The sequence below is a fragment of the Gammaproteobacteria bacterium genome (assembly GCA_019748175.1).
Taxonomy (GTDB): domain Bacteria; phylum Pseudomonadota; class Gammaproteobacteria; order JAIEPX01; family JAIEPX01; genus JAIEPX01.
In genome coordinates, this window is sequence record JAIEPX010000027.1 from 1 (window position 1) to 17,399 (window position 17,399).

Consider the following 17,399-nt stretch of genomic DNA (forward strand, 5'->3'; position numbering starts at 1 on the left):
TCGAACTCCCGACCACCTGGTTCGAAGCCAGGTGCTCTATCCAACTGAGCTACGGGCGCTTTGACAAGTCGGCAATCATAGCAAAGTCAGGCTTAGGCCGCAAAGCCTTTTCCCCAAGTCAAGGTAGATAGCGTTCATCAATATGAGCGAGATAATAGTTAGGATCTAGATCAGACCCCGTCGCATCTTTAATGAGCGTGGTGACGTCCACAGAAGAGGCGCGTGAGTGAATATGAGTATTCAGCCACTTAAACAAGGTAGAGAAATTACCGTGTTTGATTTCACTGAATAATTCGGGGTGAGCTTTTGTTACTGTAGAAAATAATTGTGCTGCAATCAGACTTCCTAAGGTATAAGCAGGAAAGTAACCGAATAATCCTACAGGCCAATGCACATCTTGCATCACGCCATTTCTGTAATTATCGACAGTGGATAAATGAAAATATGTTTGCATTTTTTCGTTCCATGCATCGGGTAGATCTTCGAGGGTTAATTGTTTTTTAAATAATTGTTGTTCAAGTTCATATCGTAAAATAACGTGTAAAGGATATGTCACTTCATCAGCGTCAACACGAATGTAACCTCGCTTCACTCGTGTGTATAATGAATATAAATTATCAGGAGCCAGACTGGGTTGATCACCGAAAAAGTGGATGACACGCGGACTTAAAAATTCCATAAATTCCCGAGTGCGGCACGCGTACATTTCCACTAAAAGTGATTGGCTTTCATGAACGGCCATACCCAGATGATCGCCTACTGGTTGACCACTCCATTGTGTAGGTAAAGCTTGTTCGTAGCGTGCATGCCCTGTTTCATGACAAATTCCCATTGCTGCACTGATAAATTCGTTTTCGTTGTACCGCGTTGTTATTCGAACATCTTCTTGTACACCACCACAAAATGGATGATGACTAACATCCAAACGACCTTGTTGAAAATTAAATCCTAAGGCTTGCATTAACTCTAAGCCCAGTTGGCGTTGTGAATCGATTGGAAAAGGACCTGCAGGTGTAAGAAATTTTTCTTTTTGTTGAAATGAAATAATTTTTTCGACGCGATCAGGTAATTCTTTTTTGAGACGGGCGAAAATAGGATCTATAATGGCTTGATTAAATCCCGACGAGAATTCGTCAATCATTGCGTCGTAAGGATCGCATTGCAGAGCATCCGCTTTTGATTGTGCAATTTCTACAATTAATGAAAATGATTTTTTTAGTAAGGGTAGAAAATCTTTCCAGTTGTTGTCAGCACGTAATTGACGCCATGCTTGTTCGCAAAGAGAGTTTGCTTTTGTGGACTCGGCAATAAGCCGGGTTGGAACACAGGTTGATCGACGATAATTTCTTTCAATAAGGGTTAAGTTCTTTTTCTCCCAAGGATCTATCAAAGATTCTGTTTTGGCGTGTTGGATAAAATCCTTTATTTTATCGGATGTTTCCATGTCATGGATCATTTCTGAGAGAGTAGCCAGCGCAGTAGCTCGAGCTTCGCCACTGCCCGCAGGCATCATGACCGCTTCATCCCATTCTGTAATTCTGCGAAGATGATTCAAATGAGAAATCTTTGTCAATTGATCCTTTAATTGTGAATACGCAGAACTCATAACATTAGTCCTCATTATTTTTCCTTTGGAATTTCCACTTCAACTCGCCAAAATTGATCAGGCGTGATGTGATAACGCCCAGCGAAGCTGCCTTGATTAATAGCTAATGACAAATTATCAAGACTATTAATGTACATTAATTCTTTACCAACACGAACACCACCGAACGTGTTGAGATAAGGAATTTCATTATCGTAAATTAATTTGTTGTGATGATAAATTTTCACAAGATATTTTTTCCCCAGTACCAGATGGTGTTCATCAAGTAATTTGGCTGGAATATTGGTCCATACATTACCATACCGCACATCTAAAATTGGAATAGAGCCTACAATGTCGTTTTTTTCTACTTTAGCAGCTTGATGTGAAAGTTTGACGATTTCACCTGTCATTAAAGGACCTACACCATCAAAATTAATTCTGCCGGAGGCCAATCGCGCACCAGTGTAGGCATAAACATCGCGACCGTGGAAAGTGTATGAACGTTCAGAACCTGGAAGCCGATTAACTTTTTCGTTGATCGTTCGCACTGAATCGATACCAGCCGTTTCAGCGATAAAAGTGAGTGTTCCATTATCGGGTGTAACAAAATATTGGCCGGTTTTTGTTTTTGCGACGATGGATTTTCGATCAGTTCCTACACCAGGATCTACTACGATGACAAACACGGTACCCGCTGGCCAGTACTGAGCCGTTTGTACTAATCGATACGCACCTTCCCAGATGTTTTGTGGTGCAATTTCATGGGTTAAATCGAAAATACCGAGCTTGGGTTCAACTTGGTAGATCACACCTTTCATGGAACTCACTGCGCCATCTTGAAGCCCGAAATCTGTCTCTAGTACGATGGGGTGGGCTGCACTAGCCGCGTAAGAAGCCATTAGAATTACGGAGAGAAAACACTTTTTGGTAGCATTGAGCAACCATTGACTTGGCGTAAGCATGATTATAACCCTTTATGAGTGAATGAATCAGTAGTTTAATTTTGGATGATAACGAATTTGTAGGGTCGGATCCAGCAAAATGTCTATTATCGTTGTTTAAAGTGACGAAATAATATTCGGGTGCTCGTCTAGGCTTTTTTCGCATAGACTGCGTGTAAGAGCTCTGCTTCGCCTTGCGTAAGATTGCAATATTCGACTAAGGTTTTTATATCCGTGCCACGTTGTAATAATTTAATGGCGTGATGATAATTGCTGTCGGTTGAAGTATTGCTTTGTGAGTGTGAACGCGAATAAGTTCTGGATGTTTTTGCAGGTTGACTATTTTGATAGTTGTGTATTCGATCATAAAGATTACTCGCAGGATTTTGTTCTTGATTTGATTGAGGATGAGGTTTTTTTAGCCAGCGAAGTGTTAGCATGATTATCAAGGTAAAAAGAAAAACAATGGTAATTGCTGGGGTCGCTCTAATCAGTACCTCAAAAAGTTCTTGATAATTCATCATAGTCTCCTTTCTAAATATTGCCAGCAAATTGTTGGTTATGAAGAAATCGCTCAAAGAAAAAAGTGATATGTCCTTCAGGGCGATTGATCACGGGCCAATCGTTCACGATATGACTCAGCAAATGATAAGCTTTTGATGCAGGGCTATCAGGAAATTCGGTAATAACGGGTTTTTGCATTTGAACAGCTTGTCGAAGAAGAGGGTCGAAAGGAATTGCGCCAAGGTATTGAAGGCTGATGTCTAGATATTTATCAGTGGTTGTTTTTAATTTAGAAAAAACCTCAAGTCCTTCATCTTCATTTCGTGTCATGTTGGCAAGAATTTTAAAACTCATATTGCTTTGCTGATTTGCGAGTACTTTGATTAACGCATAAGCATCCGTCAAAGAAGTAGGCTCATTGCACACGACCAGAATGTTATCTTGACACGCATGCACAAAACTCAGTACTTGATTAGAGATTCCTGCTGCTGTGTCAACAATCATAATATCGATATTTTGCGTGATCTGATTGAAACTCTGCACTAATCGAGAAATTTCGATATTATCCAAATTTGCCAATTCTTCTAAACCTGATGCTGCAGGAATAATGAAAATTCCACCGGGTCCTGTCACAAGGATCTCTTGCATTGAAGATCGTCCTTGCAAAATATCCGAAATATTTTTTGGCGCTTGAATTCCCAGCAGAACATCTACGTTTGATAGACCTAAATCTGCATCGAATAAAAGTACTTTATTGTTGAGTTCAGCGAGAGCAATGGAAAGATTTATGGCTGTATTCGTTTTTCCTACGCCACCTTTTCCGCCTGAAATGGAAATAATTTTTATGGGATTTAGCATTTAACGCTCTCAAGTTTTGTGTTGAGAGCATTAAGATTAATTAAGGGTTTTTGAATGACGAAATTCAAAATTTTCTCAAGTGTAGCAATCGAAAAGTTGGCTGGAATATCTTGGCCATTTGTATAAGAATAAATCGGTAGTTGATAATCTATACAGGAAGAAAGTACATGCCCGATAAAAGGTGCTTCGTCAATTTTCGTTATGCTAATGCCAGAAAGATGAGTGTAATTAAAGGCATCAATAATTTCATTAATCAAATTTTCATGCGTGGTTGCGGAAAGCGTTAAAATGGTTTTTATCGGTTTGGGCGAATGTAAAATAAAGCCTAATTTATCTGCTAATTCTTGATCGCGATGACTGATGCCTGGTGTGTCAATGAGTATCATGCGTTTACTGCTAAGGTGTGCCAGTGTTTCTTCTAAATCGGCGCTGTTATTAACACGGTGTACTGGAATATCTAAGATACGCCCAAAGGTGCATAGTTGATCTCGACCGCCAACGCTATAAAAATCCGTTGTAATGAGACCGATATCTTGAGCGCTGTGACGCAATAAACATTGAGTGGCTAATTTGGCAATCCCGGTCGTTTTTCCAGATCCTGTGGGGCCGACTAAAGCGATAATTCCCTGATGATCCAAAATGTTTTCGGTTGAGATTGGGAGTTGAGTTTCTAGGCTAAAAACAATTTGTTGCCAAGCGGTGGCTTCATCGGAAGCGAGGGTCAAGCCCGAGAGGAGTTTTTCACACGCACTAGGCTGAAAACCCTGAAGCGTTAAGCGCTCTAAAATCTTAAATTTTAAAGGTGATCCATGGCTGGCATTAGCGAGACTTGCGCGAGATGCCACCAATTGTCGAATTTGTCTGAGTTCCGATTGAATGATGTTGAGCATTTGATCGGCATTGGCATTGGGCGGATTAGTTGAGCTAAAAGGGGCATTTTTTTCTTGGGTGCTCTGGTCATTGGCTGGAAAATTGGGTTGTTGGTGTGTGCTGGCAGAGTGCAACAGTGTGTGTATCTCGTCCTCAGTCAATATATGTCTGGTGCTCATGGTTTCCGTGCATCCTTCCGTGATATGGCTTCAATGGTCAAATCCTAGACCTCCCCATAGGATCTATTCTGCCACAGGGTTTGTTCAAGTGGAAACTTTTTTTTCAGAATTAGGAGGTGTGTAGCGCGGTGATCCAAAAATTACTGGATCGCCACGCTACGCTCGCGATGGCGAGGGGCAAAGATTGGAGGGCCTATCTCTTTTTCCTCTGAAAAAACCGTGCTGCGTGGCACTTTGCGTGAATTTTATCTCACCTTCATATTGTTTTAATGTTAACTTTGAGTTACAATCCGCACTGATTGACGCGGGGTGGAGCAGTCTGGCAGCTCGTCGGGCTCATAACCCGAAGGTCGTAGGTTCAAATCCTGCCCCCGCTACCAAATGTTTTTGGAATAACTGAGCTAATTAACGGTAGTGGGCCATTGTGCCCACTTTTCGTTTGTGCGTGATAAGTGTAAATGTTAAAAGATAATGTGTTGACTGAGCTTTTACAAGGTGCTTTGGCGGTTTATGGTTACGAGCTGTGGGGTTATGAACTCAACAGTTTTGAAGGTAACAGTCGTTTGCAGGTCTACATCGAGACACCCCAGGGTGTTTCGTTAGATGATTGCGAACGTGCGAGTCGTCAAATTGGGGCTGTGTTAGACGTCGAAGATGTAATGAAGGGCAAGTACCTTCTTGAAGTGTCTTCGCCAGGGCTGACGCGAGCTTTGTTTACTGTAGAGCAGTATAAACGTTATATAGGTCAACCTATAAAAATAAAAACATCAATTGAAGGAGAAGGACGGCGCACCTACCGAGGTGAATTGGCAGAGGTTACGAGTGAAGCTGTTAGCTTGATTGTTGAAGGCGAGACTATTGTTTTGCCATTTGATGAAATCGAAAAGGCTAACTTAGTATTTTGAGGTGGGCACTATGAATAGAGAAATTAAATTGGTCGTTGGTTCGATCGCTGATGAAAAAGGCGTCGACAAAGCGGTTATATTTGAAGCTATTGAACAGGCATTGGCAACAGTTGCGGCTAAGCGTTACGCCGAAGATGTTGATATTCGTGTGGCTATTGATCAGAAATCTGGCGAGTATGAAACTTTCCGTTGTTGGCTAGTTGTTCCTGATGAAGCTGAAATCGAAGAGCCTGGTAAACAAATTATACTCTCCAAAGCTCGAGAAATTGATCCCGAATTAGAAGTGGGTGATGTTGTTGAAGAACAAGTAGAATCTCCTGAATTTGGTCGTATTGCTGCACAGCAAGCAAAACAAGTTATTACTCAAAAAGTTCGTGAAGCCGAACGTTCCAAAGTTGCAGGTCAATTTGAAGAACGTATTGGTGAAATTATTACCGGCGTTGTTAAAAAAGTATCTCGTGATCACATCTTATTAGATTTGGGAGAAAATGCTGAAGGAATTATTTTGAAAGAAGAAATGATTCCACGAGAAGCTGTTCGAGCGAATGATCGTTTACGTGCTTATCTTTACGAGGTTAATCGCGAAAGACGTGGTCCATTATTATTATTGAGTCGCACACGTCCAGAAATGTTGGTTGAATTATTTAAAATAGAAGTGCCGGAAATTGCTGAGCAAGTGATCGAAATAAAAGCCGCTGCGCGTGATCCAGGATCTCGTGCAAAAATCGCTGTTAAAACAAATGATGGACGAATCGATCCACAAGGTGCGTGTATCGGTATGCGAGGTTCTCGTGTGCAAGCTGTTTCAAGCGAGCTCAACGGTGAGCGAATCGACGTGATTTTGTGGGATGATAATCCTGCTCAATTAGTCATTAATGCAATGGCACCTGCAGAAATTGCTTCTATTGTTGTTGATGAAGAATCTCATTCAATGGATCTTGCTGTGAGCGAAGATCAGCTATCACAAGCCATTGGTCGAAATGGTCAAAATGTTCGATTGGCTAGTGAATTATCAGGTTGGACGTTGAACGTAATGTCAGTAACTGAAGCAGAAAATAAGAGCACAGATGAATCAGAAACCACTAAGAATTTGTTTATGGAACAATTAGGTGTTGATGAAGATCTAGCGAATCTTTTAATTGCTGAAGGATTTACAACGATCGAAGAAGTGGCCTATGTGGCTTCAGAAGAAATGGAAGAAATTGAAGAATTCGACGAAGAAATTGTTAATGAATTGCAAGAGCGTGCACGCGATGTCTTGTTGACTAAAGAATTAGCTCTAGAGGGAAGTGGTGCCAAACCTGATCAAGATTTACTCGAGATGGAAGGTATGGAACGCGAAATGGCTTTTCGTCTTGCAAAACACGGCATTATTACGCGTGAAGATTTGGCCGAACGATCGATTGATGATGTGATCGATATTGAAGGCATGGATGAGCAGCTTGCTGCCCAACTAATCATGAAGGCACGTGAACCTTGGTTTGAGTAGTTGGATTTGAGTAGTTTGAAAATATTTTGAGAGTGATAAAGACAAATGGCAGAAGTTACCGTTAAGGAATTAGCGACTACGGTCGGTACAACCATTGATAAATTGCTTAGTCAATTATCTGCAGCGGGTATTTCTGCGGTTGATCAAAATTCGTTAATTAATGATCAGCAAAAGAAAATTTTGCTTGATCATTTAAAAGCTGGATCGAAAAAAATTACCTTAAAAGGTAAATCTGTAATTGAACCAAAAGTGTCTCGAAATACTGTAAAAGTCGAAGTGCGTACGCGAAAAAAGCGAACTTATCTGACACCCACTGAATTAGAAAAGCAAAAACAAGAAGAAGAGCTGCAATTGCAAGAAGAAAAAAGACGGAAGGAAGAAGAAGCAGCAGCGAGGGCTGAAGCAAAAGCTAAGGCAAAAGTGGAAGCGAAAGAGAAAGCAGAAACTGTTTCCGAAGAAGATGTTGTTGTCGCAGAGGAGCCTGTTGGGGCACAGGAAGCTGAGCCCAAATCAATTAGCGAAGCGGAAGTTGATTTTGAAAAGACATTTAGTTTTGAGCAAGTGGATGATGAAGGCGAAGCTGTTAGTAAGAAAGCCAAGAAAAAAGCGGACAAAAAACGTGCTAAACAAGCTAAAGTTATTGAGCGATCAGATTTTAATGTTGGACATAGAAAGAAATTTAGACCAGGCGCTAAAAAAGTTGCGATGAGTTTAGAACATGTTTTTGAAAAACCCACTGCGCCAGTTGTGCGTGAGGTTCCTATTACTGAAACCATCACTGTTGCAAATTTAGCACAAAAAATGTCTGTTAAAGGTTCCGATGTTATTAAGGCAATGATGAAAATGGGTGCAATGGTTACCATTAACCAGCTCATCGATCAAGAAACAGCTGCAATTGTTGTTGAAGAAATGGGCCATGTTCCAAAATTAATCAAAGAAAATGCATTGGAAGATTCATTGGTCGATAAAAATGCTCTTACTGCAACGCCAGTTAAACGAGCACCTGTGGTTACAATCATGGGCCATGTAGATCATGGTAAAACCAGTTTGCTCGACTATATTCGCCGAACAAAAGTGACGAGTACTGAAGCGGGTGGAATTACCCAACATATTGGTGCTTATCACGTTGAAACAAATAGAGGCGTAATTACCTTTTTAGATACACCAGGTCACGAAGCGTTTACTGCGATGCGTGCACGTGGAGCAAAATGTACGGATATAGTGATCTTAGTAGTTGCAGCAGATGATGGTGTTAAACCTCAAACCGTGGAGGCCATTCAACACGCCAAAGCGGCTAATGTTCCGATGATTGTTGCTGTTAATAAAATTGATAAACCGGGTGTTGATGTTGATCGTGTGAAAAAAGAATTAACTCAATATGGTGTTATCGCAGAAGACTGGGGTGGTGATGTCGTATTTCAAGCGATCTCAGCAAAAACCGGTGAAAATATTGATGACTTGCTCGATATGATTTTGTTGCAAGCCGATCTTTTAGAGCTAAAAGCAGTTCCTGAAGGTGCTGCATCTGGTGTTGTGATTGAATCAAGATTAGATAAAGGCAGAGGCCCAGTAGTAACGGTTTTAGTTCAGCAAGGAATGCTTCGCAAAGGTGAAATTTTATTAGCAGGCTCAGAATATGGGCGCATCCGAATGATGATTGGTGATAACGGCAAAGAAACGTTAACTGCGGGTCCATCCATGCCGGTTGAAGTATTAGGTTTGTCTGGCACGCCGAGTGCAGGCGATGAAGCTGTTGTTGTACCCAATGAGAAAAAAGCGCGTGAAGTGGCCATGTTTAGACAAGGTAAATTTCGTGCAGTGAAATTAGCGCGTCAGCAAGCTGCAAAACTCGAAAATATTTTTGAACGCATGGTTGAAAACGAAGTCGTTGAATTAAAGATTGTATTGAAATGTGATGTACAAGGTTCGTTGGAAGCGATTACAGAATCGCTGCATAAGTTATCGACCAGTGAAGTTAAAGTGACAGTTGTTTCAAGTGGTGTTGGTGGAATTACGGGTTCTGATGCGAATCTTGCCATTGCTTCAAATGCCGTCGTTATAGGATTTAATGTGCGCGCTGATGCGATAGCTCGTCAAATCGTAGAAAACGAAGGTGTTGATTTACGCTATTACAGTGTGATTTACGATTTGATTGATGATATTAAAGCGGCATTGTCTGGTTTGCTATCACCTGAACAACAAGAAAAAATTGTGGGATTGGCGCAAGTTCGAGATGTGTTTAGATCGACGAAATTTGGTGCTGTCGCTGGATGTATGGTGCTTGATGGCATGCTTAAACGTAATTTACCGATCCGGGTTTTGCGCGAGAACGTTGTTATTTACACAGGCCATTTAGAATCTTTGCGTCGCTTTAAAGATGATGTCAATGAAGTGAAAAAAGGTATGGAATGTGGCGTGGCTGTGAAAGATTACAATGATGTTAAAGCAGGTGATCAAATTGAAGCCTTCGAAACATTTTCTGTTGCGCGTACTTTATAATTATTGTGATTGTTATTTATGAATCAGTCTAATGATAGAACACGGCGAGTAGCCGATCTTATACAGCGAGAATTAGCTCAAATTATTCACCGTGAGTCTCTTGATGCACGTTTTCGTTTAGTCACCTTAACAGCAGTGAAAGTTGCGCCCGATTATTCTATAGCGACTATTTACATCGTAGTTCCCGATGAAAGAGATATTAAATCCTTAATTAAAGCGTTGAATGAATCAGCCAGAGATTTCCGTCGTTTTTTAGCTAAAGAAGTGAATATGCGCACGACGCCAAAATTACGATTTGTGTATGATGAATCCATTGAGTATAGCCGAAAAATGGGTACGTTAATAAACGAAGCAACAGCACGAATTCGAAACGAAGATGAAAAAGAATAATATTAATGGATTGCTTTTATTAGATAAACCTCTAGGCCTTTCTTCCAATGCAGCGCTGCAAAAAGCGAAAAGAATTTTCAATGCACGCAAAGCTGGGCATACCGGAACTCTTGATCCTTTAGCGACAGGTATGCTGCCCATTTGTTTTGGTGAGACCACTAAATTTACGCAGTTTCTTCTTGATGCGGATAAAACCTACGAAACCACTGCTAAATTAGGTGTGATCACCGATTCGGGAGATGCTGAAGGGCAAGTGATTGAGCGCAGAGAAATTACGGATGTTTCACTAGAAAAAGTGAATGCCGTGCTAGAAAAATTTCGTGGAGAGCAGAATCAAATTCCTTCTATGTTTTCAGCGATTAAACAGCAAGGTAAGCCATTATATAAATTAGCGCGAGAAGGAATTTCAGTGCCGCGCGAGCCACGGAAAATTAACATTCATCAACTTGACCTAGTTAATTTTTCGGGTGATGAAATCAGTTTAGTGGTGCGTTGTAGTAAAGGAACTTATATAAGATCATTAGTCGAAGATATTGGGTTAGCACTTGGGTGTGGAGCTCACGTTACTGCTTTGAGACGCACTGCAGTGGCAGATTTTAAAATAGAAAAAATGGTGTCTTTAGAAAGGCTTTTAGATTTGTCAGAAAAAAAGCTAGAGAAAGAATTATTTGAAACTCTTTTGCCCGTTGATAGTCTTGTTCAATATTTACCTGCTATTCAATTAAATCAACAAGATGTTGACTCATTGAAAAAAGGGCAAAGAGTAAAGATTGTTGAATCTACAAAGTACGGTAGTGAACTTGAGTTAGTTCGAGTGTATGATCCAGAAAATCTATTTATTGGGCTTTGTGAAATACATTCTGATGGGCTATTAATACCAAAAAGATTGTTGAGTACTCAAAATTAATTGTTTTCTGTGGAAGAATTGTGAGGAAAATACAGGGATTTTCTTTATCTGAACTTTTGGTGGTGATAACATTGTCTGCCATTGTTATTGCCATAGGTATTCCCTCCTATCAGAAAATTATTGCCAATTACCGTATACGCTCTGCTAGCCAACAATTGGTGCGAGCCATTACTCAAGCTAAAGAATGTGCACTTCATAATCAGAGTGAAATTATTCTTTGTGGTAGTGGTAATGGGATGTTTTGTGATGGAAAATGGTCAGATGGTCAACTTATTGTTGATAAAGAATCTAAAAAATTGATTTCTATTTTTCCTGCTTTATCTACTGGTATTACTGTAAATTGGCGTTCTAATCTAGGACATAATGAGTTAATTGTTTTTACTCGGATGGGTATTCCAGAGGGCCAGTGGGGCAGTTTTTGGATTGAGAATAATTATTTGGGTACGAAGCGCATTATTATTAATTCGCTTGGCCGTATTAATTAAACTATTTTTAAAATTATCATCTTCGTTCGCTTCCACGAGAAGGTGTAGAATGTCTGGGGTTTGTTTTTGCGGCATCGGCAGCATCTGCAATTTTTTCAGCTTTTTCTTGTTGTACTTTTGATTTGGTCATCATATCTTTTACTTGAGGAGGTAAACTGTCTTTTTCTTGGGGATGAGAGCCAGTTAATTGTTGTGTGGAGGTCTTCTCTCGATGTTGAGCTATTTTTGCCTGATGTTCTTCTCGAAGAATTTTGGCAGCTTCTTTCTTAGCTTCTAATCCCCCAATCTCAGTATCAAGTTTATTGACTTCAAGGCGCTGATCTTTAACGTTCTTATAGTCTTGACGAGTTTCAGCGACTCTTGTTTCCAGTGCTTTTGCTTTGGCTTTTACTTCCGCAACTTGTTTTCTCAATCGTACTATGTCTGAGGATGATGCAAGTTGGATATTGTCTGAGGCTGGTTCTTTTCTGGGACTTGACGGCGATGCTTCTTTTGAATTATCAGATTGCCTGTCAATTATGGCACCCCTTCTTGGTCTAGAAGTGGCAGTGTTTTCTGGATCACTAGTAGTGCCACTTTTAGCTGCCAGATTTTCTGTAGATTGTTTACGTTGCATGCCAATCATAGGTTGGCCTCTAGGGCTAGCAGACGGGCTTGGGGCACTGTAATCGGGTGGAGGAGGTCTGTGGGTAGCAATCTTTATGTCTCTAGGGCTAGGCGGTGGAGTTTTTTCTGAATCGCTTGTAGTACGTTGCGTACCAGTAGTAACTTTTTCTCTTGGGCTGTCTGGGGAGCTTGCTGGTGCTGGGCTAAAATCGGGTAGAGGGGGCCGTTCTTTGGGGCTTCGAGGACGAGTTGTTGCAGCTCTTGCCGCTGGTTCAACAGGAGGTTCTGCTAATGTTTCGTGTGATGTTTCCGTTCGTGGAGAAGTTTTTATTCCAGCTGTTTCTAACTTTTCAGCAGACAGTTTCATCGCTCCACGTTTTGTTCTGTCTTTTCTAGGTGATTGAGCATCATCATCAGAGCGCGGAGTCGTGGGTGCAGAACGTGGGGTGGTCGGAGGAGCTGTTTTGGGTTGTGTGTTGGAAGGTTCATTTATTTTGGCTTCTATTACCTTAGAAGTGAGCGCCTCGACTGCTTTACGATACTCTTTTAGATCATCGGCATCACTGTCACTAGGGGGTTTTTTACTTGCATTATTTAATTTTTTCAATTTCTGGGATGCATTTGCAACAGACTTGTACATCTTTTCAGCTGTTTCAGTTATAGTAGGATCTGTACTTTTTTTAGCCTCTTCCCATTGTCTGTTGTAATTATCGGTAATCACGCCGCTAATCATGGGGAAAATTAAATTTGCGAGATCACCACTGTTTGCGATTTCTTTAGCAACTCCTACTAAGGCACTTGGAACTCTGAAATCTCGTACACATTCGGAGGTGTTCTGACTATATTTGGCAGCTGAGATAGGATCATTCTTGTATTCTTGGTTTACTGCAAATTTTACTGCAGTGCTATAAATACTACTTCCACGTATAAAATATTCGCCTTTTGAGTTTTTTACACGCTCCCATTCTCGCATTACGAGTTTGCTAATAAACTCATTTTGGTCTGACTCATTTAATCCTTCGCGCATTAAATGAAAAGTTTGTTCACCTAGTTTCTCGCCAATCAAGGAATTTGCAATAACAAAATTTATTCTTTCATCAACGGTAGGTGATGATCTAAGAAAATCTTGAACTATTCTTTCCTTGCTCAATAAATCAATTTTGCGAATTAATTCTCCTTTTTCATGCTCTTTAAGACCCTCTTCCATTATTTCCTTTCTGATAGGGTCGTCTAAAGGAATTGTAGTATTATTTCGGAGGTAATCTACTCTCTCATCCACAGTGGGTGGAGTGCCTTTCAATAGCAAAAATTTTGTTGGCGAAATAAATGCCTTTAACTCTGATTTCGTTTTCTCGTTCATACACAGCTTCCCCGCAACGCTATAAAGTTAACAATAATTACCGTACCTGATCACACCTTACCTGTTTTAGACCTTCAGCCTAGCTAAAATATGAAAACGCTTTACTTACTGCAATTATAGTAGAAATTCAGGATTTTGCTGGGATGCAAGGCCAAGGCGGCTTTAGCGGGCATGTAGAGAGTGGGTTTGTGGCGTGAGCGGATCGCTTAGATTGGCTTGAAATCCTTGTATTTACGGCCATTTCGGGGTATAGTTACCTGTTGCCCAGGATCTGTAATGACAGCGGACGGGGCATGAGTAATCAACTAACCTAAAGGGGAACTAACATGTCATTGACAGCGCAAGATATCCAGGCAGTCATTAAAGCGTACCAACGCTCTGAAGGAGATACAGGCTCTACAGAGGTTCAGGTAGCGGTTTTATCGACTCGAATTAATTATCTCACCGATCATTTCAAAGCTCATCCTCACGATCACCATTCTCGACGCGGATTATTAAGACTCGTGAACTTAAGACGTAAATTGCTTCAATATCTGAAAAACATCGATATTACGCGTTACCGTGATCTGATCAAGCGACTTGAGTTACGTGGGTAATTCTCGATTTATTTTTAAAGGTTTTTGTTGTTCAGAAGGATCTGAGCACATGATCAATCAACTTATTTTAAAGGAAACAAACAGTGTTTAATGTAGTTAAAAAAACGTTTCAATACGGAGCACACACCGTCACTTTAGAAACAGGCGAGATTGCTCGTCAAGCCACTGGTGCAGTGGTAGTGACTATGGGGCAAACCGTCGTTTTATGTACGGTTGTGGGTATGACATTCCCAAAACCAGGTGTCGATTTTTTCCCGCTCACAGTAATTTATCAAGAAAAAGCCTACGCAGCAGGAAAAATTCCTGGCGGATTTTTAAAGCGCGAAGGGCGCCCGAGCGAACATGAGACATTGGTTTCCCGATTGATTGATCGGCCACTACGTCCGCTGTTCCCAGCTGGATTTACCAATGAAATTCAGGTTGTGGCTACGGTTATCTCTTTGGATGAAAATGTTCCTTCCGATATTCCCGCATTAATTGGTTGTTCAGCTGCGTTAGCTATTTCAGGAATTCCATTTAACGGACCTGTTGCAGCTGCGCGTGTGGGTTATCGTGATGGTGAGTTTTTGTTAAATCCGGATAATACTGAATTAACAACATCGCAATTAAATTTGGTTGTCGCTGGTACGAAAGACGCTGTGTTAATGGTTGAATCAGAAGCGCAACAACTTCCAGAATCAGTAATGTTAGAAGCGGTAATGTTTGGTCATGAAAAGAGTCAAGTTGTTATTAAGGCAATTAATGAATTAAAAGAAGAAGCAGGTAAGGCCCGTTGGGAATTTACCCCTGCACCTGCTGAATCTGAGCTCACTCAAAAAATTAATGCACTGGCAGCTGCAGAAATGGCTGAAGTGTATAAAATGCATGATAAAGGGGCGCGTCATGATGCGGTTCATGCACTATTTAATCGCGTTGTTACAGATCTTTGCACAGCAGATCCTACTGCGCCGACTGAAGAAAATGTTCGTGATCATTTATCTGTTCTAGAAAAGAAAGTGGTACGCGATCAATTACTGCATTTTGGTCAACGAATTGATGGGCGTGATACCAAAACTGTTCGTCCTATTAATGTTCAAGTGGGCAAATTACCGCGTGTTCATGGTTCTGTTTTATTTACGCGTGGAGAAACTCAAGCGATTGTCGCTGCGACTCTCGGAACAGCTCGAGATTCGCAAATTATTGATGGATTGTCTGGTGAAAGTCGTGATCCGTTTATGCTGCATTATAACTTCCCTCCGTACAGTGTGGGTGAAGTGGGTATGATGGGATCACCAAAGCGACGCGAAATTGGACACGGTCGTTTGGCAAAACGCGCTATTATGGCTGTGTTGCCAACAGCAGAAGAATTTCCGTATGTATTGCGAATAGTTTCTGAAATCACAGAATCGAACGGATCAAGTTCAATGGCAACAGTGTGCGGTACAAGTCTTGCATTAATGGATGCCGGTGTGCCGATTAAAGCACCTGTAGCAGGAATTGCGATGGGTCTTGTTAAAGAAGGCGACAAATTTATTGTGTTGACCGATATTCTTGGTGACGAAGATCATTTAGGCGATATGGATTTTAAAGTGGCTGGTACGCAAGAAGGTGTTACTGCTTTACAAATGGATATCAAGATCGAAGGCATTACGCGAGAGATTATGCAAGTTGCATTGGATCAAGCGCGTGAAGGTCGGATGCATATTCTAGGCATTATGAATCAAGCGTTGCCAGAAGCACGTAAAGAAATTTCTATGTTTGCTCCTCGCATTTTAACCTTCAAAATTAATCCGGATAAAATTCGCGAAGTTATTGGTAAAGGTGGCGCAACCATTCGTGATATTACTGAAAGCACCGGTGCGACAATTGATATTTCAGATGATGGTACAATTAATGTCGCAGCAGTTGATGGCGCTGCAGGTGAAGCGGCGAAAAAACGCATTCTTGATATTGTCACTGATGTTGAAATTGGAAAAGTTTACGATGGTAAAGTAGTGAAATTACTTGAGTTCGGCGCTCTCGTGGAATTAACGCCTGCACAAACAGGAATGGTTCATATTTCACAAATTACTCAAGAGCGAGTCGAAAATGTGGGTGATTTCTTGCAAGAAGGACAAATTGTAAAAGTGAAAGTACTTGAAATGGATCGTCAAGGTCGCATTCGTTTGAGTATGAAAGCTGTGTTTGAAGAAGGCGAAATGTCTTAATCTGATTGTTGTTTAACAATCTATTGAAGGGGGGCAAATGAAAATTTGCCCCCTTTTTTTATCGTAATAAGCTGAGTAATTCGTTTCTGGTTCGTTCGTCGCTGCGGAATCTTCCAAGCATTACCGATGTTTTCATCACTGAATTTTGTTTTTCAACACCGCGCATCATCATACACAAATGTTGAGCTTCAATTATTACAGCAACGCCTTTTGCTTGAGTGACTTCTAAAATAGATTGTGCGATTTGTTGCGTGAGTCTTTCTTGTAATTGAAGTCGACGTGCAAAAAGATCTGCGATTCGTGCGAATTTTGATAAACCTAATACTTTGCCGTTCGGAATATAAGCGATGTGGCATTTTCCAAAAAATGGAAGAAGATGATGTTCACATAGGGAATAAATTTCAACATCTTTCACTATAACCATTTCATCCATATCAGAATCAAATATCGCTCCGTTCACTACGTCGGAAATATTAAGATTATAACCGCGTGTTAAATAACGAAATGCTTCTGCTGCTCGTTTAGGAGTATCTTTAAGGCTATCGGTTTTTACTGAAGGGTCGAGACTCTCGAGTAATTGTTTATAAGCTTGTTCCATAATGGTATCTCGTGTTTTTGGTTCGTCAGAATTAATTTAACCTGGAGGCCAGGTGAGCGGACGTCCACCGATCAGATGGAGATGAATATGAAATACCGCCTGTCCAGCACCGCGGTTGCAATTAAAAACAACACGATAACCTGTTTCGGCAATATCAAGTTCTTTAGCTAGTTTTTGTGCGGTCAATAATATATGTCCTGATAATGCTTTGTGTTCTTCTGTGAGATCGTTCAGTGTAGAGAGGTGCTCTCGAGGGATAATGAGTACATGATGGGGTGCTACGGGATTGATGTCATTAAATGCAACGACGTGCTCATCTTCATAGACTATTTGGCTAGGAATTTCGTGGCTCGCTATGCGGCAAAATAAGCATTCCATATGGCTCTCCAGCAATTCTTAAAGTCTGTAGAGTAGCAAGAGTGATTGGGAAAGGCAACG

16 protein-coding genes and 1 tRNA gene are annotated in these 17,399 nt (G+C 40.9%); 9 read left to right on the top strand and 8 right to left on the bottom strand.

The window, feature by feature from the left end; translation table 11 throughout:
• Nucleotides 1-118: 118 nt before the first annotated feature.
• From K2X50_09780 to K2X50_09800, 5 genes are all read right to left on the bottom strand, one after another.
• Nucleotides 119-1,606 (bottom strand): carboxypeptidase M32, encoded by a 1,488-nt coding sequence (locus K2X50_09780; protein MBX9587531.1) that lies wholly within the window; start codon nt 1,604-1,606, stop codon nt 119-121.
• A gap of 14 nt (nt 1,607-1,620) precedes the next feature.
• Nucleotides 1,621-2,487 (bottom strand): S-adenosyl-l-methionine hydroxide adenosyltransferase family protein, encoded by an 867-nt coding sequence (locus tag K2X50_09785; GenBank protein ID MBX9587532.1) that lies wholly within the window; start codon nt 2,485-2,487, stop codon nt 1,621-1,623.
• Nucleotides 2,488-2,678: 191 nt separating this feature from the next.
• Complete coding sequence (locus K2X50_09790; protein MBX9587533.1) at nt 2,679-3,050, bottom strand: DUF2802 domain-containing protein; 372 nt, start codon at nt 3,048-3,050, stop codon at nt 2,679-2,681.
• Nucleotides 3,051-3,063: 13 nt separating this feature from the next.
• A complete protein-coding gene (locus tag K2X50_09795; protein MBX9587534.1) occupies nt 3,064-3,891 on the bottom strand; it encodes a MinD/ParA family protein in 828 nt (275 codons plus the stop codon).
• A complete protein-coding gene (locus K2X50_09800) occupies nt 3,885-4,940 on the bottom strand; it encodes a hypothetical protein (GenBank protein MBX9587535.1) in 1,056 nt (351 codons plus the stop codon). The genes K2X50_09795 and K2X50_09800 overlap by 7 nt, the downstream gene beginning before the upstream one ends.
• Nucleotides 4,941-5,243: 303 nt before the next feature.
• Here K2X50_09800 and K2X50_09805 point away from each other — a divergent pair.
• From K2X50_09805 to K2X50_09835, 7 genes are all read left to right on the top strand, one after another.
• Nucleotides 5,244-5,320 (top strand) — tRNA-Met (locus K2X50_09805).
• 78 nt (nt 5,321-5,398) lie between these two features.
• Nucleotides 5,399-5,845 carry a ribosome maturation factor RimP gene (rimP, locus tag K2X50_09810; protein MBX9587536.1) on the top strand — a complete coding sequence of 149 codons (447 nt, stop codon included), beginning with the start codon at nt 5,399-5,401 and terminating at the stop codon, nt 5,843-5,845.
• A gap of 10 nt (nt 5,846-5,855) precedes the next feature.
• Nucleotides 5,856-7,334 carry a transcription termination factor NusA gene (gene nusA / locus K2X50_09815; GenBank protein MBX9587537.1) on the top strand — a complete coding sequence of 493 codons (1,479 nt, stop codon included), beginning with the start codon at nt 5,856-5,858 and terminating at the stop codon, nt 7,332-7,334.
• A 45-nt stretch (nt 7,335-7,379) separates the two neighbouring features.
• A complete protein-coding gene (gene infB / locus K2X50_09820; protein MBX9587538.1) occupies nt 7,380-9,833 on the top strand; it encodes a translation initiation factor IF-2 in 2,454 nt (817 codons plus the stop codon).
• A gap of 18 nt (nt 9,834-9,851) precedes the next feature.
• Nucleotides 9,852-10,223 carry a 30S ribosome-binding factor RbfA gene (rbfA, locus tag K2X50_09825; GenBank protein ID MBX9587539.1) on the top strand — a complete coding sequence of 124 codons (372 nt, stop codon included), beginning with the start codon at nt 9,852-9,854 and terminating at the stop codon, nt 10,221-10,223.
• Nucleotides 10,210-11,130, top strand: a complete 921-nt coding sequence (truB, locus tag K2X50_09830; protein ID MBX9587540.1) for a tRNA pseudouridine(55) synthase TruB — start codon at nt 10,210-10,212, stop codon at nt 11,128-11,130. The genes rbfA and truB overlap by 14 nt, the downstream gene beginning before the upstream one ends.
• Nucleotides 11,131-11,150: 20 nt before the next feature.
• Nucleotides 11,151-11,615, top strand: a complete 465-nt coding sequence (locus K2X50_09835) for a prepilin-type N-terminal cleavage/methylation domain-containing protein (protein ID MBX9587541.1) — start codon at nt 11,151-11,153, stop codon at nt 11,613-11,615.
• Between the two features lie 16 nt (nt 11,616-11,631).
• Here K2X50_09835 and K2X50_09840 read toward each other — a convergent pair whose 3' ends face one another.
• Complete coding sequence (locus K2X50_09840; protein ID MBX9587542.1) at nt 11,632-13,581, bottom strand: hypothetical protein; 1,950 nt, start codon at nt 13,579-13,581, stop codon at nt 11,632-11,634.
• 326 nt (nt 13,582-13,907) lie between these two features.
• On the opposite strand from K2X50_09840, the gene rpsO reads away from it, so the two are divergent.
• Together rpsO and pnp are read left to right on the top strand one after the other, a co-directional pair.
• A complete protein-coding gene (gene rpsO / locus K2X50_09845) occupies nt 13,908-14,177 on the top strand; it encodes a 30S ribosomal protein S15 (protein MBX9587543.1) in 270 nt (89 codons plus the stop codon).
• A gap of 83 nt (nt 14,178-14,260) precedes the next feature.
• Nucleotides 14,261-16,363: a polyribonucleotide nucleotidyltransferase gene (gene pnp, locus K2X50_09850; protein MBX9587544.1), complete on the top strand. Its 2,103-nt coding sequence runs from the start codon at nt 14,261-14,263 to the stop codon at nt 16,361-16,363.
• A gap of 58 nt (nt 16,364-16,421) precedes the next feature.
• Here the strand turns inward: pnp and folE are convergent, their stop codons facing one another.
• Nucleotides 16,422-16,961 (bottom strand): GTP cyclohydrolase I FolE, encoded by a 540-nt coding sequence (folE, locus tag K2X50_09855; GenBank protein MBX9587545.1) that lies wholly within the window; start codon nt 16,959-16,961, stop codon nt 16,422-16,424.
• Between the two features lie 36 nt (nt 16,962-16,997).
• Complete coding sequence (locus K2X50_09860; GenBank protein ID MBX9587546.1) at nt 16,998-17,339, bottom strand: histidine triad nucleotide-binding protein; 342 nt, start codon at nt 17,337-17,339, stop codon at nt 16,998-17,000.
• Nucleotides 17,340-17,399: the final 60 nt, after the last annotated feature.

Bases quoted from the DNA above. Each gene is read 5' to 3' on its own strand.
- K2X50_09800 (MBX9587535.1), bottom strand. From the start codon at position 4,940: ATGAGCACCAGACATATATTGACTGAGGACGAGATACACACACTGTTG.
- rpsO (MBX9587543.1), top strand. From the start codon at position 13,908: ATGTCATTGACAGCGCAAGATATCCAGGCAGTCATTAAAGCGTACCAA.
- nusA (MBX9587537.1), top strand. From the start codon at position 5,856: ATGAATAGAGAAATTAAATTGGTCGTTGGTTCGATCGCTGATGAAAAA.
- rimP (MBX9587536.1), top strand. From the start codon at position 5,399: ATGTTAAAAGATAATGTGTTGACTGAGCTTTTACAAGGTGCTTTGGCG.
- folE (MBX9587545.1), bottom strand. From the start codon at position 16,961: ATGGAACAAGCTTATAAACAATTACTCGAGAGTCTCGACCCTTCAGTA.
- K2X50_09780 (MBX9587531.1), bottom strand. From the start codon at position 1,606: ATGAGTTCTGCGTATTCACAATTAAAGGATCAATTGACAAAGATTTCT.
- infB (MBX9587538.1), top strand. From the start codon at position 7,380: ATGGCAGAAGTTACCGTTAAGGAATTAGCGACTACGGTCGGTACAACC.
- rbfA (MBX9587539.1), top strand. From the start codon at position 9,852: ATGAATCAGTCTAATGATAGAACACGGCGAGTAGCCGATCTTATACAG.
- K2X50_09840 (MBX9587542.1), bottom strand. From the start codon at position 13,581: ATGAACGAGAAAACGAAATCAGAGTTAAAGGCATTTATTTCGCCAACA.
- truB (MBX9587540.1), top strand. From the start codon at position 10,210: ATGAAAAAGAATAATATTAATGGATTGCTTTTATTAGATAAACCTCTA.
- K2X50_09785 (MBX9587532.1), bottom strand. From the start codon at position 2,487: ATGGCTTCTTACGCGGCTAGTGCAGCCCACCCCATCGTACTAGAGACA.
- K2X50_09795 (MBX9587534.1), bottom strand. From the start codon at position 3,891: ATGCTAAATCCCATAAAAATTATTTCCATTTCAGGCGGAAAAGGTGGC.
- K2X50_09790 (MBX9587533.1), bottom strand. From the start codon at position 3,050: ATGAATTATCAAGAACTTTTTGAGGTACTGATTAGAGCGACCCCAGCA.
- K2X50_09860 (MBX9587546.1), bottom strand. From the start codon at position 17,339: ATGGAATGCTTATTTTGCCGCATAGCGAGCCACGAAATTCCTAGCCAA.